The 22,096-nt window shown below is 68.1% G+C and carries 19 protein-coding genes; 6 read left to right on the plus strand and 13 right to left on the minus strand.

Annotated features, from left to right (window positions below):
- Nucleotides 1-5: 5 nt before the first annotated feature.
- Both C6I20_RS16295 and C6I20_RS16300 read right to left on the minus strand, forming a co-directional pair.
- Nucleotides 6-1,988 (minus strand): helix-turn-helix transcriptional regulator, encoded by a 1,983-nt coding sequence (locus C6I20_RS16295; RefSeq protein WP_118398070.1) that lies wholly within the window; start codon nt 1,986-1,988, stop codon nt 6-8.
- 1 nt (nt 1,989) lies between these two features.
- Entirely contained in the window at nt 1,990-3,942 is a 1,953-nt protein-coding gene (locus tag C6I20_RS16300) for an Hsp70 family protein (RefSeq protein ID WP_162891385.1), read from the minus strand.
- Nucleotides 3,943-4,393: 451 nt separating this feature from the next.
- Between C6I20_RS16300 and C6I20_RS16305 the strand changes: the two genes are divergently transcribed.
- From C6I20_RS16305 to C6I20_RS16315, 3 genes are all read left to right on the plus strand, one after another.
- Nucleotides 4,394-6,010 (plus strand): IniB N-terminal domain-containing protein, encoded by a 1,617-nt coding sequence (locus C6I20_RS16305; RefSeq protein ID WP_118398076.1) that lies wholly within the window; start codon nt 4,394-4,396, stop codon nt 6,008-6,010.
- Between the two features lie 141 nt (nt 6,011-6,151).
- On the plus strand, nt 6,152-8,002 hold the full coding sequence (locus tag C6I20_RS16310) for a dynamin family protein (RefSeq protein ID WP_118398079.1): 1,851 nt from the start codon (nt 6,152-6,154) through the stop codon (nt 8,000-8,002).
- Nucleotides 7,999-9,516: a dynamin family protein gene (locus C6I20_RS16315; RefSeq protein ID WP_162891386.1), complete on the plus strand. Its 1,518-nt coding sequence runs from the start codon at nt 7,999-8,001 to the stop codon at nt 9,514-9,516. Before C6I20_RS16310 ends, C6I20_RS16315 begins: the two co-directional genes overlap by 4 nt.
- Here C6I20_RS16315 and C6I20_RS16320 read toward each other — a convergent pair.
- The 11 genes from C6I20_RS16320 to C6I20_RS16365 form a co-directional block, all read right to left on the minus strand.
- Complete coding sequence (locus C6I20_RS16320; protein WP_118398085.1) at nt 9,513-10,130, minus strand: hypothetical protein; 618 nt, start codon at nt 10,128-10,130, stop codon at nt 9,513-9,515. The genes C6I20_RS16315 and C6I20_RS16320 overlap by 4 nt on opposite strands.
- A 59-nt stretch (nt 10,131-10,189) precedes the next feature.
- Nucleotides 10,190-10,969, minus strand: a complete 780-nt coding sequence (locus C6I20_RS16325) for a thioredoxin domain-containing protein (protein WP_118398088.1) — start codon at nt 10,967-10,969, stop codon at nt 10,190-10,192.
- Nucleotides 10,970-11,082: 113 nt separating this feature from the next.
- Nucleotides 11,083-11,994: a DMT family transporter gene (locus tag C6I20_RS16330; RefSeq protein WP_254052174.1), complete on the minus strand. Its 912-nt coding sequence runs from the start codon at nt 11,992-11,994 to the stop codon at nt 11,083-11,085.
- Nucleotides 11,995-12,132: 138 nt separating this feature from the next.
- Nucleotides 12,133-13,731 carry a S1C family serine protease gene (locus C6I20_RS16335; RefSeq protein ID WP_118398091.1) on the minus strand — a complete coding sequence of 533 codons (1,599 nt, stop codon included), beginning with the start codon at nt 13,729-13,731 and terminating at the stop codon, nt 12,133-12,135.
- Nucleotides 13,732-13,801: 70 nt separating this feature from the next.
- Nucleotides 13,802-15,190 (minus strand): HAMP domain-containing sensor histidine kinase, encoded by a 1,389-nt coding sequence (locus C6I20_RS16340; protein ID WP_118398094.1) that lies wholly within the window; start codon nt 15,188-15,190, stop codon nt 13,802-13,804.
- Nucleotides 15,187-15,879 carry a response regulator transcription factor gene (locus C6I20_RS16345; protein ID WP_118398097.1) on the minus strand — a complete coding sequence of 231 codons (693 nt, stop codon included), beginning with the start codon at nt 15,877-15,879 and terminating at the stop codon, nt 15,187-15,189. Before C6I20_RS16345 ends, C6I20_RS16340 begins: the two co-directional genes overlap by 4 nt.
- A 60-nt stretch (nt 15,880-15,939) precedes the next feature.
- Entirely contained in the window at nt 15,940-16,818 is an 879-nt protein-coding gene (locus C6I20_RS16350; protein WP_118399061.1) for a fructosamine kinase family protein, read from the minus strand.
- Nucleotides 16,819-16,851: 33 nt separating this feature from the next.
- Nucleotides 16,852-17,241: a hypothetical protein gene (locus C6I20_RS16355; RefSeq protein WP_371682692.1), complete on the minus strand. Its 390-nt coding sequence runs from the start codon at nt 17,239-17,241 to the stop codon at nt 16,852-16,854.
- Nucleotides 17,160-17,348 (minus strand): hypothetical protein, encoded by a 189-nt coding sequence (locus tag C6I20_RS17880; RefSeq protein WP_254052175.1) that lies wholly within the window; start codon nt 17,346-17,348, stop codon nt 17,160-17,162. Before C6I20_RS17880 ends, C6I20_RS16355 begins: the two co-directional genes overlap by 82 nt.
- Complete coding sequence (locus C6I20_RS16360) at nt 17,345-17,740, minus strand: phage holin family protein (RefSeq protein ID WP_118398100.1); 396 nt, start codon at nt 17,738-17,740, stop codon at nt 17,345-17,347. Before C6I20_RS16360 ends, C6I20_RS17880 begins: the two co-directional genes overlap by 4 nt.
- A gap of 40 nt (nt 17,741-17,780) precedes the next feature.
- Nucleotides 17,781-18,719 carry a DMT family transporter gene (locus tag C6I20_RS16365; protein ID WP_118398103.1) on the minus strand — a complete coding sequence of 313 codons (939 nt, stop codon included), beginning with the start codon at nt 18,717-18,719 and terminating at the stop codon, nt 17,781-17,783.
- A 32-nt stretch (nt 18,720-18,751) separates the two neighbouring features.
- Here C6I20_RS16365 and C6I20_RS16370 point away from each other — a divergent pair, with 32 nt between their 5' ends.
- The 3 genes from C6I20_RS16370 to C6I20_RS16380 all read left to right on the plus strand — a co-directional run bounded on the left by C6I20_RS16370 (nt 18,752) and on the right by C6I20_RS16380 (nt 22,090).
- On the plus strand, nt 18,752-19,810 hold the full coding sequence (locus tag C6I20_RS16370; RefSeq protein ID WP_118398106.1) for a histidinol-phosphate transaminase: 1,059 nt from the start codon (nt 18,752-18,754) through the stop codon (nt 19,808-19,810).
- Nucleotides 19,811-19,976: 166 nt separating this feature from the next.
- On the plus strand, nt 19,977-21,119 hold the full coding sequence (gene pdhA / locus C6I20_RS16375) for a pyruvate dehydrogenase (acetyl-transferring) E1 component subunit alpha (protein ID WP_216822924.1): 1,143 nt from the start codon (nt 19,977-19,979) through the stop codon (nt 21,117-21,119).
- Nucleotides 21,116-22,090, plus strand: a complete 975-nt coding sequence (locus tag C6I20_RS16380; RefSeq protein WP_118398112.1) for an alpha-ketoacid dehydrogenase subunit beta — start codon at nt 21,116-21,118, stop codon at nt 22,088-22,090. The genes pdhA and C6I20_RS16380 overlap by 4 nt, the downstream gene beginning before the upstream one ends.
- Nucleotides 22,091-22,096 lie beyond the last annotated feature (6 nt).

Genomic DNA, 22,096 nt, shown 5'->3' on the forward strand with positions numbered 1-22,096 from the left:
CAGATTCAGCGGAATGGTGAGGGGTCCGGGGAGGTGGGGACGGTGTCGTCGTCAGCAGACAAGAGGCGCCGGAGGACAGCGAGCATGTCCTGGCGGCTCTCGGCCCCGAGGCGTCGCCTGATGCGCGCGACGTGATGCTCGACGGTCTTGGGTGAGATGAACAGTCTCTCGCCGATCTCTCGATAGGCCAGGCCCTCCAACACCAGGGCGGCGACCTCCCACTCGCGGTCGGTCAGGCGGGCGTTCGAGATCGCGGTGTCCGCGTGGTTGACCTGGTTCTGGTCGATGCGAGACATGCGATCAGTCGCGCGAGCGATCTGCATGAGCTCGAGCATGGACTGGCGGTCCGAAGCTCGTGCTGCCGCGTGTGCCGCCAGGCGGGTGGCATCCCAGTGCAGATCGAGCACCTCGAGCTCGGACACCGCGAACCGGACCGCAGCGACGTCGACGTCGCCGCGCAGGACACGGATCCAGGTCTGGCCAGCTCGAGCAAGGATCCCGGCCACTCGACTCGCCGGTGCAGCGGTGACCAGAGCATCCGCGTGCGGAATCACCGCAGCCGGTTCCTCCGCCAGGATCGCCGCATGGACGCTGTACCAATGAAACATGGCCGCCCACAAGGGCGGTCGGCCGAGGCGCTCGAGCAGGGCATCGGCATCGGCCAGGTGGGAGGTGAGGCGGTACGACTCGCCGACGCGCGCGGCCGACAGGGCCAGCTCGCCGAGGGAGAGCAGCGAGTAGAGATCGACCGAGAACTCGGCGAGGCACGTGCGGGCCTGGTTCCAGTGGACGGTGAGGGAACCCGGATCGTCTCCCCGGCGCGCGATACCCACACGCAAGGCATGGGTCATCACGGTGTCCCGAAGGCCGAGTGGACTGGTCGCGACGACGTGGTCGACCATGGTCGTCGCTCCGGGCAGATCTCCGCGCAGCATCGTCACCCAGGCGAGGAGCAACTGGTGGCGACTGCGTTCGAGCGCACCACCGAGATCACAGTCCAAGGCAGCTGTCAGGACGGCGTCGGCCGTGTCCAGCTCACCCAGACCCATGGCCGCCAACGCGGCAAGCGCGGCCGGTGAGTCGGGAAGCACCAGGAGCTCTCCGACAGGACCTGCCGCCGCGGCGGACTGGACGAGCACGGGCAGGGCTGCGCTCCCGTCGTCCACCAGGGAGAGCCTCAGCCCCTGGGCCAGCAGCGCCACAGCGTGCCGACTCGCGGTGGGTGCCGACGATCTCGCGGGTGGGCCGATCCTGCTCGCTGCCTCTCGATCGCCATCCCCCAGCAATGCCCATACCGCCACGGCCGCGTCACCGGTGACACGTTCGGGTCCGAGGTATCGGAACAAGTCCGCGCTCATGTGCGTCATGCCTCGGTGGGCGTGTGCCACGGCGGCTGCCCGCACCGCGATTGTCACGGCGGGGTGCTCAGGTCGTGCGAGCACCTTCTCGCACGACCTGAGCGCCTGCTCGAAATTTCCACCTGCTGCCGCGCACTCGGCGAGTTGTGCGTCGAGCTCGATCGGGTCGGCGCCAGCGAGCACGCCGAGCTCGAGGACACGTTGACGTTCCGACTCGTGGGCGTCACGTATGGCACCGCGGAAAAGCGTGGCAAGCCGCGGATCCCGGCACTCGGAGCCGATCAGGGCCTCGGCGGTCGTCAGGGTGAGGCCGGGTCCATCCATCAGACGAGGGAGAACACGCTCGTGGAGCGCGTCGATGGCCGAGCGGCCGGCCCGGTCCAGCACCGATTGCCGATCGCCGACAGACAGGTGGGGTGCGGTCGGCAGAACTGTGCCACTCGCGCGCAGCTGATCGAGGCTCGCGTGCACCTCGGACGACGGTGCTTCGAGGACGGCTGACAGAAGGGTCACGTCGATCAGGTCCACGACCGCGATCACGGTCAGCACGCCAGCATCGAGGGCCGGGTCGAGCTGATCGGGCGAGTCAGTGGCTGGGATTTCCCGCAACGGCTGGTCGGACGCGCTCACCTCACTCCTGACCCGGCACCGGATCGGCGTCGGGTGTGCCGGGCTCGTCCGATCCCTCTTCGGAGTCGGCCGCAGGTGGCACGGCTGTCGGCGACGGTGTGGGGGATGTCGAGGGGGTGGGGGCAGGAGCCGTGTCCTTGACCGGCGCCGCTGGGCTCGGCGCGGCTGGTGCGATCACCGGAGTTCTTGCGGGCCCCACGTTGGCGTTCGGTAGGGAAGGAGAGCCGCTCGACTCAGCAAGCGAGGGAGCGGGCCGGCCCCGCGCCTCCTGCTCGAGGCCGGCACGCTTCTCAGATTCCAGGCTGCTCGAGTGGCTGGACGGATCGGATGCCTCTGCCGCCGACGGACGATCGGCCCAGGTCAGCTGCGCGCTGCCGACCAGCAGCACCAGCAGCAGGCCAGTCGTGTGTCTGCTGCGACGGCGCCTGCCCGGCTTCGGTGAATCTTCGGGGATCTCCTCGACGGACTCGGATCCGGTAGGCAGGCCATCATCGGTCGTGGGAGGAGCGCCGGGAAAGATCGCGCCGTCCGACGCGGGGGACTCCGGTTCGTGCAAGGCGCTGTCCGGGACGGACGGTACTTCGGCCGCGCGCCGGGCTCGGCTCCTTCCGCGACGGGCGAAACCCGGACGTTTCGGGGGGCTGACCCACGAGTGCACTTCATCGACGTCGGCCGGCCAGTGCGGAATCTGGGCGGCGGTGTCGCCGGGCTCCGCGGCCGTGGCGGATCTCGTGCCCTGGGTGGACAGGTCTCGTGCCGGGGCCGCGACCGCCTCGACCGCCTCGACCTCGACCAAGGTCTCGACCTCGGAGTCTGGCTCGACCTCGACCTCGGAGTCTGGCTCGACCTCGACCTCGGAGCTTGGCTCGACCACGTCCGTGGAGTCGGCCCAGTCCGCCAGTGACCAGCGCTCGACCGTGCTCTCGATCGGTTCGTTCGCGACCGTGGCGATGTCGTGGGTCTTGACGTTCAGGTTCCGGAAACGTCTTCGTCTCGGACGGCGTGCAGAGGGTGTTTCCGGGGCGCTGACCGGGTGGACCGGCAGGGCATCGGCAACGTTCTCGACGGCCGTCGAGGCCGCGATACGCTGGCGCGCTCCGCGAGGAGTGGACACCCGGTGGTCGATGCCCGCGGCCGCCTGCCTTGCGCCGGTTGCGGTGGTCTCGGTCGGGTGACGACTCGCGATGACGTTGAGCCCCAGCCCGGCCGAGATCGACTGGGCGATCAGGGGGATGTGCGCACCGCCGCCGACGAGCAGCACTGATCGCACCTCTTGGCCGCTAGCCTCGATCGCGTCGCCGAGGATCCGCACGGCCGTACGCGCCCACTCCAGCGCGATTTCCTCGAACTCGCCGCGAACGAGTCGCAGGCGCGACTCCTGACCCGTGATCCTGGTGTCGATCGTGGCGGCAGACCGGGCCGACAATGAATGCTTGGCCTCTCGGCACTGTTCGAGCAGCTCGTCCGCGGCGGCGGTCACCACCGGATCGGAGCTGTCGATCGGGACTCGTCGATCACCGAGACCGTGCAGCAGGTGGTGCAGGACCTTGGCGTCGAGCTCGTCGCCGGCGTCATTGATCTGCACTGCCGGTCGGCCTATCACGGTGGGCTTGATCGAACGGGTGTGATGGACCACCGCGGCGCTCGTCGTCTGGGCGCCGAGATCCAGCACGGCGACCATGTCCGCGAGTCTCGGTTCGTCGATCAAGTGCCCCCGCACGGCGGCTTCGGCATCCTTGACCAGAACGACCTTGCGGCCGGCGGAGGCGCGGATCGCCGCGCTGGTCGCCTCGGTGGCACGGGTCGTCCACCAGCAAGGGGTGGCGACGACGACGCCCCGGCCGTGGGTCTGTCCGGGATGCGCGTCAGCGAGCCGCATGATGCGGACGACTTCGGCTGCGTAGAGATCGTGCGCGTGTGCACGGGTGATCTGGCCCGATTCGTCGCGAAACACCAAGGGCACCGGATCACCCACTCGCGATGTGAGGTCCGCCATCACCCGCCGCATGTCAGGCGAGAATCGCGTCTTGTCGCACGGCCCGAAATCTTGCGCCGTCGTTGGTCCGCTGGAACCGATGTCGACACCAATCGCCACGACTGGCCTTCCCCATCTGGAGAGCTGAAATGAGCTACCAGCCCCCGGTTTAAGTTGATTCCCTCCCAACTCAACCGCGATGAACCATCTCAAGTTAGCAACATTCTGTGCGGTCGGGGCCACGTTCAGGGTTTTCTTGGAAGAGCCCCGGGTCTACGAACCCCTAGTCACTGGACGGTCCCCTAGTCCTCGTTCCCGACGCGGCGGGCCGGGGATTTAGGGACGCGGCCCCGATGCCAGACGTGATCACGGCGCATAGATTTTTGCGTGGCTCGGCTCGGACGGGCCGCCAACTATTCAGGAGCTCCCCATGAACACCATGACCTTGCTTGACTTCATCCTCGGACTTTTGGGCGACGACGCGAGTGCCGCTGCCTTCGACGCAGATCCGGAGGGTGCGCTGGCCGCGGCCGGACTGGACGGCATCTCGTGCGCCGACGTCGACGCGGTTCTGCCCGTCGTGTCCGACTCGCTGCCGGTTGCTGCCGCAGGTTGGGGCCACGGACACCACAACGTCATCCACCAGCTCAAGGCAGTCGTCGCGGCCTACCCGCCGGGTACCGTGACGAACATTGCCCAGAACATCTGGGCCGATGGCGACGTCACCCAGGCATTCGGCTTCGGTGACGGCGTGACCGTCGCCGGCACCGACAACGTGACGGCCGGACGCGACGCCTACAACGCCCAGGACGACGGCGTGATCGCGGGCGGTGACGCAACGGTCGCCCATGACACCGGCATCATCGCGGGCGGCAACGCTGCGCGTGACTACGGCCAGGTCGCCGGCGGCAACGCTGCACGGGACGATGGCCAGGTTGCCGGCGGCAACGCAGCTGAAGATGACGCGATCGCCGCGGGCGGCAACGCTGCCGAGGACGATGCCCAGGTTGCCGGCGGCAACGCTGCCGAGGATCAGGCGCAGAACGGTGACACCGACAACTCGAGCAACGACGACAACTCGAGCACCGATTCGCACGATGACAACGATGGCTATGACATCGAGTCCGGTGGCCAGGTGGGCGACAACGACAACTCGAGCAACGACGACAACTCGAGCAACGATGACAACTCGAGCAACGATGACAACTCCACCGTCGATTCGCACGATGACAACGATGGCTACGACATCGAGGCCGGTGGCCAGGTCGGCGACAACGACAACTCGACCGTCGATTCGCACGATGACAACGATGGCTATGACATCGAGTCCGGTGGCCAGGTGGGCGACAACGACAACTCGAGCAACGATGACAACTCGAGCAACGATGACAACTCGACCGTCGATTCGCACGATGACAACGATGGCTACGACTTCGAGGCCGATGGTCAAGTGGGCGACAACGACAACTCGAGCAACGATGACAACTCGAGCGTCGATTCGCACGATGACAACGATGGCTACGACATCGAGGCCGATGGTCAGGTGGGTGACTCGGACGACTCCGACAACCGCAACCAGAGCGTCAACGACTCCGGAAACGTGGTGCTGACGGACTCGCTCAACGAGGACAACTCGACCACGCTGGGTGCGCTGACCCTCAACTCGAACAACGACAGCTCCTCCACGGCGGGTGACACCAACAACGGTCAGATCGTCGGTGGCGACGTCGCTCAGGACCAGGGCGTCAACTCCGGTGGCGACACCGTGCAGGACGGTGGCGTCAACGCCGGCGGCGACGTGGCCCAGGACCAGGGCGTCAACTCCGGTGGCGACAGCGCGCAGGACGGCGGAACCAACGCCGGTGGCGACGTCACGACCGGTGGCGGCGTCCACTCCGGTGGCGACGTGGCGCAGGACAGCGGTCAGGTCGGGGACTACCAGAACCACGACTTCGACTACACCGACAACAGCTCCAACTCCGCCAGTCTGGGCGGAAGCGTCAGCGACGACGACGTGGTCTCGGATCACGGGGTCATCGAGCCGTGATCGAACGGCACCTCGCGTGACTGGTGCGCTCCTCGGATGAGCGCAGCTGGCACCGGACAGCGGGCCCTTGGAACCATTTCGGTTCCGGGGTCCGCTGCGTCATTCCCATGGCACGATGATTCGCGAAGGAGTTGAGCTGGCATGAGCAATCTTTCGGGAGCACCCTCGCGTACGGCCGAGATGACGTCGCTGTTGGCGCGTACGGCCGAGATCGCCTCCCAGGCGAATCGCAACGACCTGGTCGCCCGCATCGATGCCCTGATGGCGCGGGTGCAGGATCCGACCATGCGGGTCGTCGTGGTCGGGCAGTTCAAGCAGGGCAAGAGCGCTCTGGTCAACGCGTTGATCAATGCTTCGGTCTGCCCCGTGGACGATGTCGTCGGTACAGCCGTGCCGACGATAGTCAGCTACGGTGCGACTGCCTCGGCCACGCTCTTCACCGAGATCGACGGCATCGAGGGCGTCCAGGCCAAGGACATTCCGGTCACGAGGCTGAAGGAGCATGTCACCGAGGCCGCGACCGAGCGAGAAGGAGTTCGGCCGGTACGGGTTGAGGTCGCGGTGCCGAGCCCGGCCCTGGCGGGTGGGCTTGTCCTCGTCGACACCCCGGGCGTCGGAGGCACCAGTCAGGCACACTCCGCCAGCACCCTGACGATGCTGCCGGGCGCGGATGCGGTCCTGATGCTCTCCGACGCGAGCCAGGAGTACACCGACCCGGAGCTGGCGTTCCTCAAGCAGTCGATCTCGTTGTGTCCGACGGTCACCTGCGTGTTGAGCAAGATCGATCCCCATCCGCACTGGCGACAGATCGCCGAGGCGGACCGGCGGCATCTCAGCAAGGCCGGTCTCGACCTGTCCCTGCTACCGGTCTCTGCGGCCATGCACGCGCGAGCGGTGCACATGAATGACGCCGTCATGGACGCCGAGTCGGGGGTGCCTCAGCTTCTCGACCTGCTCAACACCCAGGTGGTCGACCGGGTGATCGACCAGACCAGCATTGCCGTGGGGCAACAGGTCCTCTCAGTCGTCGATCACCTTTCGTTGGCACTGGAGTCAGAGCTCCAGGTCCTGCGCAATCCTTCGGAAGGTGACGGAGTCGTCCGGTCGCTGCGGGGCGCGCAGGCATCCGCGAAGGCGCTCAGTGAGAAGTCGGCCACCTGGCAGCAGACCTTGAACGACGGCATCCAGGACCTGACCGCCGACATCGAGTTCGACCTGCGTGACCGGTTGCGCAACGTCGGACGTGAGGGCGAGCTGCTGATCGACGACTGCGATCCCGGAGATGCGTGGGAGGAGGTCGGAGCCTGGCTGGCGGACTCGATCGCGCAGGCAGTCGGGGACAACTTCGTGTGGGCGCACCAGCGGTCCGAATGGCTATCCGGGGCAGTGGCGGAGCACTTTGCCATCGAGGGAGCCGTTGACCTCCCGCAGTTCCGGTTGTCCGACACCGACGGTGTCCTCAACCCGATCGCGGGCCTGGAACGCATCGAAACGGGAGCGTTGTCCGTTCCGCAGAAGTTCCTCATCGGCATGCGCAACTCCTACGGCGGAGTGCTGATGTTCGGCCTGCTCACCAGCCTGGCTGGCTTGGCGCTGATCAACCCGATCTCGATCGCCGCCGGGATGGTCATCGGTGGATACGCCTATCGCCAAGAAGCCGTCCAGCGTCTTGAGCGTCGGCGCAACGTGGCGAAGGTGGCGGTCCGTCGCTTGATCGACGAAGCGGTCTTCCAGGTCGGCAAGGAGAGCCGGGACCGGCTCAACCACACCCGTCGGCTGCTGCGAGACCACTTCACGGTCGTCGCGGAGAACCTGCGACGCTCGCTCAACGTGGCCATCGCGTCGGCTCAGGCCGGCGCTGACGCAGATCCCGATGGTGGCATCCGACGAATCACCGAGCTCGAGGTGTGGGAGACCGCCCTCCGCGATCTCGTGACCCGAGTGAAGGCACTCGAACCAGTTGCTCCTCTGGCGGAAACGGCAGCCTCGTGAACACCACCATCACGCGCAACAGCGCGCCCATCGACACCGCCCGCGATCTCCTGGACGGGGCGCTGCGGGTCTACCGCAAGGAACCATCGATCAGGGCCGAGCTCGAGGGCCATCGCCGCCGCCTCGACGAGCCGTTGAGGGTCGCACTCGTCGGCTCGGTCAAGGCCGGCAAGTCGACGCTCCTCAACGCGCTGCTGAGTGAGCACCTGGCACCGACCGATGCCCGCGAGTGCACCCGCGTCGTGACCTGGTACCGGCACGGAGCGACACCCAAGGTGGAGGCATTCGAGCTCACCGGCGGTGTGACCGGCCTGCCCGTGGTGCGCCAGCAGGAACGGCTGGAGCTCGACCTGGGTGAGCTGGGGGCAGAGTCGCTGGATCGGCTTGAAGTCGTGTGGCCTGCCGAGCAGCTCAATGATCTGATCCTGATCGACACCCCGGGCACGGCTTCCATCTCGTCGGAGGTCTCCTCCCGTACGCAGCAGTTTCTCGCCCCCCAGGATGGCGTCTCTGGGGTCGATGCCGTGGTCTACATGCTGCGCTCGCTGCACACCTCCGACATCGACTTCCTGCACCACCTGCACGCCCGCACGAGCCATGGTGCGTCGGCTCTCGGGTCGATCGCGGTGCTGTCCCGGGCCGACGAGCTCGGCGGGGGACGGCTCGACGCCATGGTGTCGGTCAATCAAGCGGTCAAGGTGCTGCGGGCCGAGCCGGCGCTGACCGGACTGGTCGAGGCAGTCGTCCCCGTGGCGGGACTGCTCGCGCTGGCCAGCTCCACCTTGCGGCAGTCGGAGTACGCGGCGTTCGTCGCGCTGGAGGAGGTGCCGCGGGAGACCCTGCAGTCGCTTCTGGTGTCTGCGGACCGCTTCATCTCCACCGAGGACGAGACGCTTCCGTCGGTCAGGGTCCGGGCGCGCCTGGTCGAGCGTTTCGGCCTGTACGGGATCCGGCTGGCGGTTGCCACACTCCGCAGTGGCGTCACCGACGCCACGATGTTGTCCGAGGAGCTCGTGCGCCGCAGTGGCCTGGACGAGCTGCGAAGCACGCTCGACATCCACTTCCGGCAGCGCAGCCAGGAACTCAAGGCACATTCAGCGGTGCTCGCGGTGCACCGTGCGCTCTCGCGTCAGCCACGTGCCGAGGGCCGGCTGCTGCTCGAGACCGCCGAGGAGTATCTCAACAACTCGCACGCGTTCCGGGAGATGCGATTGATCAGTCGAGTGCGATCGGTCGACCTCGCGATGGAGGAGTCGGCCCTGGCCGAGCTCACCCAGCTGATCGGCGGGAACGGGACGACTCCCCACCAGCGACTCGGGCTCGACGAAGATGCGTCGCCGGACGAACTCTACGACGCCGCCCACGAGGCGCTGTGGCGCTGGTTGGACTTGGTCGGCAACCCGCTGACCGAGCGGGAGGTCGCCGCAGCCTGTCGGGTTGTGGTGCGCAGCTGTGAGGGGATCATCGATCGGCTGACAGAGCCGACCTGGACGGCCGCGGAGACGCCTGTTTAGCGGCCGGGTTCTGATCTCTCGGGATGATCCGATGCCTGCTGCGGCACCAGCAGAGACTTGACGGCAAGCGGCGGCTTGGCGTCCAGCCAGTGTCTGGTTGCAGGCATGATCGCCGCACCCGCGGCGATGACGAGCAGGAACGCCTGCAGGGCGGTCAGTGCGAGATCGGCTGACTCGCCGCCACGAAAGGCCGAGATGACCACCAACGCGGGCAGGTGGATCAGGGTGAGCACGATCAGGGCGGTGCGGCCGCCCCTTCGACGCTGGCGGAGCACCGACAGCGCGGATAGCTCCAGGAGCGACAGCAGGACGCCGATGGCTGCCACCGAGACCAGTGCCACGACGACGGCGTGGCCGATGTCGGTCGCGGAGTAGTCCGGAGCCTGTTCGGTGAGGGCCTTGCGCAAGGTCTTGCGCAGGTCTGCCTGACGTAGGGCAGCGAACGCGGTGGGCACGATGAACGCGAGGACGCTGAGGCGTACCGCCCACCTGACGACACCGATCGTGCGAGGCGTGGGGATCTCCGCGCGCTGCGGCAGTCCCGAGGCGAACGAGGGGCGTCTCGGCGGACCGACCGGTGGCGGTGCGGCGCCGTCCGCCGCAGGACCTGACATGGCACTCATGCTAGGTCACCGCCTTGCTGCTGTGCGGCCATTTGAGCACGATAGGTCGGTCATGCGCCGAGGCTGGAGATGGCCTGCTCGAGCGCGTCGGGCCCGGGAATCGCGGTGCCGCCGTCCTGACCCGCCACCTGGAGCGCGCTGCCGTTGACGCTGACCGTCGGGGTCTTGGACACGCCGCGACTCTTGCCCTCGGCAAGCGCCTGAGCGACCCACGCCGCGAACGTCTCGTCTCGGATGCACTCGGCGGCATCGGGAGCGCCCGCCTTCTTGGCCCACGCGATCAGCTTGCTGTCCTTCGGGCCGTCGCCGCCCTCCTTGGGCTGGTTGGCATAGAGCCGGTCATGGAAGTCTGCGTAGGCGACGACGCCGGCCGAATCGGCAACGCACGCGGCCGCATTCGACGCGCGCTCGGCGTAGCGGTTGGTGCTGGCGCCGACCAGGAACGTGAACGGGCGGTACTCGATCACGATGCGGCCGTCCTCGACCGCGGATCGCAGGAAGTCGCCGCTTCGCTCCTCGAACACCCGGCAGGAGGGGCAGAGGAAGTCTTCGTACAGAGCGACCGTCACGGCCGGCTCGGTCTTCTTCTTGGCTGTCGCCAGTGCGGGCGTCAGCCGGAAGCCGAAATCCTTGGTCGAGTGCTTGGGCGCAGCGACGTCGGGGGCAGAGCCATCCCTCGCGCTCAGGGCCTTCTGGGCGCCGAAGGTCGATGCGACCACCGCGATCACCACGACCGCGGTCGTGGTCAGGCGGCGCCGTCGGGAGGCGATCTGGTGACCTTGCATCAGCCGTGATGCGCGCTCGGCAGGGCTCGTACCTGTGTGGTCCATGGCGTCCTTGGGAGAGGGGAGGCGTCCAGGGGGACACTACCGGCCAGGCCCGCGACGCGTTCGCCTTTCAACCGAGGCTGGTCGGCCGCAGACCGTGGCTCCCGCCGGCGCCGTCAACCCGTGGCCTGTGCTGCGGCGGCCTTCGGGCGGGTCCTCAATCGGGTGACCGCGACGCCGACGAGACACAGCGCGCCGCCGACGAATGCCAGCACAGCCGGGACCTCGTCGAGGATCACCCACGAGATCCCGGTGGCGACCGCCGGTACGAGGTACGTCGTCGAGGCGGCCTTGCCGGTCGAGATGCGCTTGAGCGCGTACGACCACGTGCTGAAACCGATCGCGGTCGGGAAGACCCCGAGGTAGACCAGCCACCAGATGTCGTGGGCCGAGGCGCCGCTGAGCTCGTCGAGCAGGGCCGGCGCGAACGGCAGGCAGACCACGACACCCACGAGGCAGCCGAGCCACACCGACATGACCGGTGCCATGTGCCGCAGGGCGGGCTTCTGGGCGAGTGCTCCGAATGCGTAGAACGCAGCCGCCGCGACACACAGCAGGACGCCGGTCGTGCTCGCAGTCTCGACCCCCGTCGAGGAGTTGTCGGTGCTCAGGGCGATCAGCGCGACGCCGCCGAAGGCGATACCCATCCCGATCATGAGCGGCGGGGGGAAGCCCTCCTTGTACAGAAATCCCGCGATCACGGCAGCGAAGATGGGTCCGACGTTGACGATCAGCGCGGTCGTTCCCGCGTCGAGGTCGCGCTCGGCGGCGTTCAGCGCGATGTTGTAGGCGCCGAACCAGACGACCCCGTAGAGGACGACCAGCAGGAGTGGCCGGCCGGTCGGTAGCGCCGTGGTGCGCGGACGGGCGAAGAACGTGAGCGCAATCGCGCCGACCACCAATCGGCCGAGGGTCAACGAGCCGGGCGAGAACGTGTCGCCGACGGCCCGGATCCCGACGAAGGCCGAGGCCCACACCACGACCGTCACGAGCATGGCCGGCAGGGAGAGGTCGCGATCGGTCTTCACGTGGTCACGCTAGTCAGACCAGCGCCACGGCACGAGCGAAAATCGGCCATAGTGGCGCGCATTGCCGCCGAACCAACGAAAAACACCCGGCGCGGACCCCGGGGGGATCCGCGCCGAGTGTTTTTCATCAGCCGGTTGTTAGCCGGTCGTGGTGCCGCCGTCGGAGTCCAGCGTCACCTCGACCTGGCTCTGCTTGCCGTCGCGGCGGTACGAGACGGTGATCTTCTCGCCGGGCTGGTAGCCGCGGACCGAGGCCACGAGGGCCTCCGAGCTGGGGATCAGGTTCCCGTTGACGGCCGTGATGATGTCGTCCTTCTTGAGCCCGGCCTTGGCGCCGGCGCCACCGGAGGTGACCTCACCGATCAGTGCGCCGACGCCGGTGATGCCGTCGTCACCAACCGCCGGACGGACCGACACGCCGATCTGTGCGTGCTCGACCGTCTCGCCCTTGACCAGGAACTTCGAGACGTTCTTGGCCAGGTCGATCGGGATGGCGAATCCGAGACCGATCGATCCACCCTCGGTCGATCCGGAGGCCTTGATCGCCGAGTTGATGCCGATCACGTTGCCCTTGATGTCGACCAGCGGGCCGCCGGAGTTGCCCGGGTTGATGGCCGCATCGGTCTGGATCGCGGGGAAGGTGTTGGACTTGGCGGGATCGGAGCTGCCGTCCGAGGACGTCACGGGGCGGTTGAGTGCCGAGACGATGCCCTGCGTGACGGTGCTCTCCAGGCCGAAGGGTGAGCCGATCGCCACGACTTCCTGGCCGACCTGCAGATCGGCCGAGGTGCCGAGCGTGGCGGGGGTCAGCCCGGTCTTGCCCTTGGCCTTGATCACGGCGAGATCGGTCTTGGGATCGGCGCCGACGATCGTCGCGGTCGTGTTCGAGCCATCGTTGAACGCGACCGTGATGATGCCGCCGGTGCCGGCCACTGCCGTGACGTGGTTGTTGGTCAGGATCTCACCGTCGCTGCTGATGATGATGCCGGTTCCCGAGCCGGACTCTGTGGCGCCCTTGACGTTGATCTGCACGACGGAGGGTAGGACCTTGGCGGCGACCTGCTCGACCGCTCCGGTCGGCACGCTGGTGTTGGTGGCAGTGCCGGGGTCCAGCGAGCTCACGGTCGAGGAATCGGTGGCGTCGTCCTGCGTCTGGTCCTGGAGATAGGCGCCGCCGTATCCGGCGGCTCCCGCCAGCAGGATCAGGGCCAGCGACCCGACCAGGACGCGGAAAGCGCGGCGCTTCTTCTTCGGCTTCTTGGCCGGCGGCTCGCCACCTTCCTCGATGCTCCCGACCGGGAACGCGATCGTCTGGTCGTGGACGAACGAGTCGGTCTGGGCCGCGGCCGGACCGGCGGCCGTGCTGCCGTCGGCGGGGTAGCGGTGGGTGTAGGCATCCGCTGCGGGCGGCGGGACGGGGCTGGAGGCGACGACGACGGTCGGCTCGGAGTCACGATCGCTCGGGGTCGTGGAGGCTTGCGCGGGACCGTCCGTCGGCGCACTGTCCGTCGGCGCACTGTTCATGGGCGCACTGCCCGTCGGTGACTCGATCGGCTCGGGTGCCGGCGGTTCGCCGTGCTCGGTCGACGGGTCACGCGTGGGCTGGGGTGCCTCGTGTGTCGCGTCGGCGGCTGGCGCAACGGGCTCGGGGGACGAGGGAGCGGAGTCGCTGGCTCCGTCGCGCTCCGTCGGCGGGACGTACGGACGGTCGGCGAAAGGGTCCTTCGAATCGGTCATGGTCATAGATTCTCGCGCATCACTGAGATCGCTCTGAGAGCGGCGTGTGAGCGATCAAAGAAACCCGAGGTCAGGATTGGCGCGAGTCCGGCAATGTGACGGTGAAGGTCGTGCCTCCACCAGACCCCGAAGCGACGTCGACCGTTCCGCCGTGCCGCTCTGCTGCGCGCTTGACGATCGACAGCCCGAGTCCCGAACCGGGCAGCGTACGAGCCTCACGCGAGCGATAGAAACGATCGAAAATGTGCGGCAGGTCGAGCGGGTCGATGCCGGGGGCCTCGTCCGCCACCGTGAGCAGGCCCTCGGCCAGTCGCACCCGGACGGTGCCGTCTTCGGGGCTCCACTTGGCGGCGTTGTCGAGCAGATTGGTCACGGCTCGTTCGAGGAGCTGGGGTTCGCCGAACACCATCCACGACTGGACCTCGACGTCGAAGGTGACCTGTGGGGCGCGCAGACGCACCCGGTTCACGGCCTGGTTGACGACGTCGGCGAAGTCCAGCGGCTCGGGATCGCGTCGCATGGGCTCGTCGCGAGCCAGCTCGACCAGGTCGCCGACCAGCGTGGTCAGCTCCTCGAGCTGGGACCGGACGTCCCCCATGATCTCGTGCCGCTGGTCGTCGCTCAGCGAACGCTCGGCATTGTCGGCGGCCTGGCCGATCAGCTCGATGTTGGTCCGCAGGCTGGTCAGCGGGGTGCGCAGCTCGTGACCCGCGTCGGCGACGAGCTGTCGCTGGCGCTCCTGCGAGGCGTCCAGGGCCTGCAGCATCGCGTTGAACGACGTCGTGAGCCGGGCGAGCTCGTCGTGCCCGGTCACCTGGATCGGAGTGAGCTCGGAGGTTCGCGCCACGTGCTCGGTGGCGGCGGTGAGGCGGCGGACCGGGCGCAACCCATTGGTCGCGACACCCCACCCGGCGAGGCCCGCGATGGCGACGCCGGAGATGCTCGCCAGGAGCAGGATGAGCTTGAGTCGTTCGAGCGCCTGGTCGATCGACTCCATCGACTGGGCCATCACCAGCGCGGTGCCCCGGCCAGCCTGCACCGCGACGACCCGATAGAGAGTCCCGTCGATGTGGGTCGAGCGCATCGAGTGGGTCTGCTCCCCGATCGCGACCTCGAGCTCGTGATAGTCCACGAAGCCCTCGCCGGCCTTCATGTTGGTGTCGGGCCGCAGCACGCTGCCACGTACGACCGCGAGCTTGACGTCCGCGACCGCGAGCTCGTCCTCGGACTCGCCGCGAATGATGCGGGCGGGATAGTCCCCCTGGACGGCGGTATGCGCGCGGCGCAGCATCGACTCGTCCAGCGAGCTCTTGAACTCGGCGCGGACCACGACGAACACCGTGGCGCTGACGAAGCTCAGCGTCGCGGCTACCGCAAGCGTCGTGAGCACCGCAACCCGCAGGGCCAGCGTCATCCGGTGGGTGAACAGGCGAATCAGCCGGTGCAGGCCAGCGATCACGGCGGCGTCTCGCGCAGGACGTATCCGACGCCCCGCACGGTGTGGAGCAGGCGGGACTCGCCCTCCGCCTCGAGCTTGCGGCGGACGTAGCCGACGTAGACCTCGAGCGAGTTGGCGGTCGTGGGGAAGTCGAAGCCCCAGACCTCCTCGAGGATGAAGGAACGCTCCAGCACCCGCTTGGGGCGCTGGAGGAACAGCTCGAGCAGGGCGAACTCGGTGCGTGTGAGGGAGAGCGAACGCTCGCCGCGCTTGACGTCGCGGGTCACGGGGTCGAGGGACAGGTCCGAGAACACCAACGGCTTCTCGTCGGGCTCGACCGCGGCGGCTCGGCTGGACCGGCGCAGCAGCGAGCGCACACGGGCGAGCAGCTCCTCGAGGGCGAATGGCTTGGTGAGGTAGTCGTCGGCACCCGCATCGAGGCCGTCCACGCGGTCCGACACGGCATCGCGGGCTGTGAGCACGAGGATCGGTACGTCATTGCCGGCGCCACGTAGCGCACGGGTCGCCTCGAGGCCGTCCAGGCGCGGCATCATGACGTCCATGATGATCGCGTCGGGGTTGATCTGGGGCACCCGCGCGAGGGCCTCGGCCCCGTCGGAGGCGAGTTCGACGGTGTAGCCGTTGAACTCCAGGGACCGGCGCAACGAGTCGCGCACAGCACGGTCATCGTCCACGACAAGGATGCGCATGGGTTCAGTCTGCCCGTCGTGCCTGAGGGATTGCTGAATCGGTGCCCGTCACGCGATGACTCAGGCTGGGATCTGACCCTCGACGAGGGAGCGGGCGGCAGCCGCGGCGCGAGCGCCGTACGTGCCACCGAACAAAACCGCGTGCACCAGCAAGGGGTGCAGCTGGTGCAAGGGTTGGCGCTCGAGCCAGCCGTCGGCCAGGGGCGCAGCCTCGGCGTAGGCGTCGAGGATCCGCTGCAGGTGTGGTGCGCCGAACAGCGACAGCATGGCCAGGTCGGTCTCGCGGTGCCCACCGTGCGCCGCGGGATCGATCATCCAGACGTCACCGTCGGAACCCCACACCAGGTTGCCTGACCACAGGTCGCCGTGGATCCGGGCGGGCGGCTCGTCGGGCCCGGCGAGCTCGTGGATGCGCCGCATCGCCGCCTCGATCGTGGTGGCCTCGGCAGCCGTGAGCGCCTGGCGGTCGACCGCGGCGCGGACGTAGGGCATGACACGTCGCGAGGCGAAGAACTCCGGCCAGCTCGGCAGGGATCGGTTCGGCAGGGGTGCGAGTCCGATGAACCCGTCCTGCTCGGCACCGAAGGCCGCTGCTCCGGCCCGGTGTGTGGCCGCAAGATCCCGTCCGAACCGCTCGGCGAGATCCGTCGTCGGCTTGGAGGGTTCGACCCAGTCGACGATCAGGCAGTCCTCGGCGACGGCGAGCACGCGGGGCACCTTGGCGCCGCCCGCGTCGGCGAGCCACGCGAGTCCCTCGGCCTCGCGGGGGAAGAACCCCTCGGGTGCCTGCGGGCGAGTCTTGATGATCGCGCCGCGACCGTCCGTCAACCGCAACCGGGTCGATGTGCAGATGTCACCACCGGCGACCGGAGTGGTCGAAACGACACCGAGGCCAAGGAGTGCCTCCGCCCGGGCGGCGGTTCCTGCCATGCGTGCCATGACCATGACGTTACCGCGTGAGAGCGCGTACGTTCAGCGGTCCATCAGGTCGGGGAGGCGGGCGACGAGCTCATCGGTCGTGCGCTCGATCATCGCGAGCACCTCACGGAAGCCGTCCCCGCTCCCGTAGTAGGGGTCTGGGACCTCGTTGTCACCCTCGGTGGCCTCGGGGTCGAACTCCCTGAACATGCGGACCTGCTGGGTCTGCTCGACGGTCGGCGACTGCTGGGTCATGTCGGCGTGATTGCTGGCGTCCATCGCGAGCAGCAGGTCGTGCTCGGCGTACCAGTCGGTCGAGAACGTCCGCGCACGATGCCGGCTGGGGTCGTAGCCAGCCTCGCTTAGCGTCGCGGCGGCCCGGCGGCCCGGCGGTCCATGGGCTGTCCGACGTGCCAGTCGCCGGTGCCGGCGGAGGCCACCGATACGCGATCGGCCAGCCCGGCCCGCTCCAACCGGTCCTCCAGCACGACATGCGCCATCGGTGAGCGACAGATGTTGCCGAGGCAGACCACGGCGACGCGGTACGTCACCGTCGGGAGGCGCTCTTGCCGGTGAACCCGCTGAGCACGGTGTTGACGATCGAGATGACGATCGAGCCCAGCACGGCCCACCAGAACCCGTCGACCTCGAACACGACGTCGAGCTCGCCGGTCACCCACTCGGTGAGCAGGAGGAGCAGCGCGTTGATCACGAGCAGCGCGAAACCGAGCGAGATGATGATGAACGGCAGCGACAGGGCTTTGATCACTGGCGCGACGAATGCGTTGATGACGGTGAACACGAGTGCGACCGCGGCGACGGCGATGATTCGCTCGCTGGTCGAGTCGCTGGCCACCCCGATGTTCATGTGGTCGCCGAGCAGGGCGGCAGCGGCAGCGAGCGCGAGCCCGCTGAGGATCCATGCAGTCACGAACTTGGGCATGTCGCCGATTGTTGCACTTCTGCCGCCCCCCGCGTGGCCCCTAGGGCTGCGGGAGCGTGGTCTCGATCTTTCGTGACGTCTGAGCCAGGATGATCCCGCCGAGGACGGCGAGCGCTCCGAGCACCTGGACCGGTGTCAGCGACTCGCGGAACCAGGCCCAGCCGATGACGTTGGCGAGGACCGGCTCGAGCATCGCGACGACCGTGACGATCGTCGCGGGCAGGTGTTGCAGGGCCACGAGCTCGAGGAAGAACGGCACGACCGTGCCCAGCACGACGACCGCACCGATGATGAGCCACGGGTTGGCCGAGAGGCCGTCGAGTCGACCCAGCATCGAGGTGTCGCCGTCCAATGCTGGGGTGGTCCAGATCGGCTCGATCAGGTTCATCGCGACGGTTGCGACGACGAACGCCCATAAGATGACACGCAGGGGATCGTCGAAGCCGACGTTGTGCTCGGCGAGCAGGAAGTACGACGCGAAGCTGACAGCGGCGAGCAGCCCCATGACGACTCCCAGCCCGTCGAAGGTCAGCCCGTTCCAGACCCGACCGACGATCGCGAGACCCACGACGGCGAGGCCGACCGCGAGCCACATCCGTCCTCGGACGGGCTCCTTGCGGACGAAGCGCACCCACAGCACGACCAGGACCGGCGCGAGGTACTCCAGCAGCAGGGCTATCCCCAGCGGGAGCCGGTTGATCGCGACGTTGTACGTCAGCTGCAGCGACGTGACCCCGACCAGACCGAGGGCTATGACCAGGAGCAGCGCGGTGCCGCGGGGCCTGCGCAGGGCCGACCGGCGGAAGCACGCGGCGTACGCCACGAACACGATCATGGCGCCGGTGATGCGGAGCGTCGTGAACGACTCCGGGCTGAGCCCGGATCCCATCGCGACCCGGGAGACGCCGCCGTTGAGACCGAACAGGACAGCGGCGACGACGACGAGCACGTAGCCGAGTCTGGGATTGCGGGCGTTCACGGGTCGATCATGGCAGCGGATACGCTCGGCCCATGAGCAGCCCCCGCGCGCGCCGCGCCCTGGACGAGATCCCGGTCTACCGCCCGGGCAAGGCCGCGACGAGCGAGGACCACAAGCTCTCCAGCAACGAGAACCCCTACGCGCCGTTGCCGGGGGTCATGGAGCGGGCGGCGGTCGAGCTGGGTCGCATCAACCGCTATCCCGATGCTGGGATGACAGCGCTCTACGGCGCCCTCTCGGCCCGGTTGGGATTGTCGCCGGACCACTTCGCCGCCGGCACGGGCTCGGTCGCGGTGCTGTTCGCGTTGCTCAACGCCCACCTTGAGGCCGGCGACGAGATCGTCTACGCGTGGCGGTCCTTCGAGGCCTACCCCATCGCGGCGGACCTGACGGGGGCCACCACGGTGCGCGTGCCCTTGCGACCCGATGCGACGCACGACCTCGACGCGATGGCGGCGGCCGTCACGGACCGCACCCGGGTCGTGATCGTGTGCACTCCCAACAACCCGACCGGCCCGGTCGTATCGGCAGCCGATCTCGAGCGGTTCCTCGACGCCGTGCCGGACGACGTGCTGGTTGTGGTCGACGAGGCGTACGTCGAGTTCGTGCGGGATCCGGCCGCAGCCGACGGTCTCGCCGCCCTCGCGTCGCGGGGCAATGTCGTCGTGCTGCGTACGTTCTCCAAGGCCTATGGCCTGGCCGGTCTGCGCGTCGGCTACGCCATCGCACGTCCGGACGTGGCCAGATCGATCCGCAAGGCGACGCCGCCGTTCGCGGTCACCGACCTGTCCCAGGCGGCGGCGGTTGCGTCGCTGGACGCGCAGGATGCGCTGGACGAGCGGGTCGAGGCCATCGTCCAGGAGCGCGTCGCGATGGTCGCGGCGTTGCGCGGGCAGGGCTGGCAGGTGCCGGACACCGAGGCCAACTTCGTGTGGCTGCCGCTCGGCGACGATGTGATGGACTTCGCCGCCGCGGTCGACCCTGTCTCGGTGCGGCCGTTCGCAGGGGAGGGAGTCCGGATCAGCATCGGGGCGCCGGAGGTCAACGCGCTGCTGGTCGAGCGAGCCGCTGCCTGGCGCGCGTTGCACTGAGCGAGGCTCGTTTGGACCCGGCGACCCGGCCGGGATACGGTGGAGGCAGATGTGATGCCAGTCACGTCCATGCGAGTCCCGACGTCCGCCACCCCTGTGACACCGGTGCCTCGCATCTTCGACATCGACGCGGCAATCCCGCTCACCGATTGATTGAGGTAGTTGCATGAGTGTGTCCATGCCCGATACGTACGTAGCCGACGATCCAGCTGGAGCCTTTCCGCTCGTCCAGCTCCTGACGCCCGAGGGCCAGCGAGTCAGTCACGACGAGTTCTCCTACGACGGTGACGACGACAGCATCCGGGACCTGTTCCGCGATCTGGTCCTCAGCCGCCGCATCGACTTCGAGGCCAATGCGTTGCAGCGCCACGGCGAGCTGGGCCTGTGGGCCCCCGCCCAGGGTCAGGAAGCCGCCCAGATCGGCTCGGGCCGAGCGCTGCGCCCGCAGGACTTCGCCTTCCCGACCTACCGCGAGCACGGCGTCGCCCTGTGCCGCGGCGTCGACCCAGCCCTGTTGCTCGGACTGTTCCGCGGTGTCGAGCTGGGCGGCTGGGATCCGGCCGAGCACGGTTTCGCGCTCTACAGCATCGTGATCGGCGCCCAGACGCTGCACGCGACCGGCTACGCGATGGGCCTCAACCTCGACGGCGCGGTCGGCACAGGCGACTCCGAGCGTGACGCGGCGGTCATTGCGTACTTCGGCGACGGCGCCACGAGCCAGGGCAGCGTCAACGAGGCCTTCGACTGGGCCGCGGTCTTCAACGCCCCGGTGGTCTTCTTCTGCCAGAACAACCAGTACGCGATCTCGGCGTCGACCGACCGGCAGACTCGCGGGCCGATCGCCCAGCGCGCCGGTGGCTTCGGCTTCCGTGGCATCCGGGTCGACGGGAATGACGTCCTGGCCTGCCACGCCGTGACAACCGCCGCGATGCAGCGGGCCCGTGACGGTGAGGGACCGATGCTGATCGAGGCCTACACCTACCGGATGGGCGCCCACACGACGTCCGACGACCCGACCCGCTACCGCGATAGCGCAGAGGTCGAGACCTGGAAGCTCAAGGACCCGATCGAACGGGTCAAGCGCTATCTCCTGGTTCAGGGGACGCCGCAGGAGTTCTTCGACGACCTGGATGCCGAGGCCGAGGAGCTGGGCCGGCACCTGCGTGAGACCTGCAAGGCCCTGCCCGAGCCGGACCTGGCCGAACTGTTCGACGAGGTGTTCGTCGAAGGCACGCCCGAGCTGGCCGAGCAGAAGGCCGACTACCTCGCCTTCCGAGACAGCCTCGAGCCCGAAGGGAGCGCGTCATGACCAAGATGCCACTCGGCAAGGGCCTCAACGCCGGTCTGCGCGCCGCGATGGAGGCCGATGACAAGGTCATGATCATGGGTGAGGACGTCGGCAAGCTCGGCGGCGTCTTCCGCATCACGGACGGCCTGCAGAAGGACTTCGGCGAGAGCCGGGTCATCGATGCACCGCTCTCGGAGAGCGGCATCCTCGGCACCGCGATCGGCCTGACGATGCGCGGCTACCGGCCGGTCCTGGAGATCCAGTTCGACGGCTTCGTCTATCCCGCGTACGACCAGATCGTCAGCCAGGTCGCCAAGCTGCACTTCCGCAGTCGTGGCGCGGTCACGATGCCGATCGTGATCCGCATCCCGTTCGGTGGCGGTATCGGCGCGGTCGAGCACCACTCCGAGAGCCCCGAGGCGCAGTTCGCGCTGACCGCGGGCCTCAAGGTCGTCTCGTGCTCCAACGCCAACGATGCCTACTGGATGATCCAGCAGGCCATCGCGAGCGACGACCCGATCGTGTTCATGGAGCCCAAGCGTCGCTACTGGGACCAGGGCGAGGTCGACCTCGAGTCGGCTCCCGCTCCTCTGCACGCCTCACGGGTCCTTCGCGAGGGCACGGATGCGACCCTCATCGCGTACGGTCCGATGGTCAAGACCTGCCTGGAGTCGGCAGACGCCGCGGCCGAGGAGGGGAACAGCATCGAGGTCATCGACCTGCGCACGTTGTCACCGCTGGACCTGGACCCGGTGTTCGAGTCGGTCCGTCGCACCGGCCATGCGATCGTCGTGCACGAGGCGGCGCAGACGCTGGGGCTGGGTGCCGAGATCTCGGCGCGCATCACCGAGAAGTGCTTCTTCTCCCTCGAGGCACCTGTCCTGCGGGTCACGGGCTACGACCTGCCCTATCCGCCGAGCCGCGCCGAGGAAGAGTTCCTGCCCGGCCTCGACCGTGTGCTCGAAGCTGTCGACCGTTCGCTCGCGTACTAGGAGTCA

The organism is Aeromicrobium sp. A1-2 (assembly GCF_003443875.1).
Lineage (GTDB): Bacteria > Actinomycetota > Actinomycetes > Propionibacteriales > Nocardioidaceae > Aeromicrobium.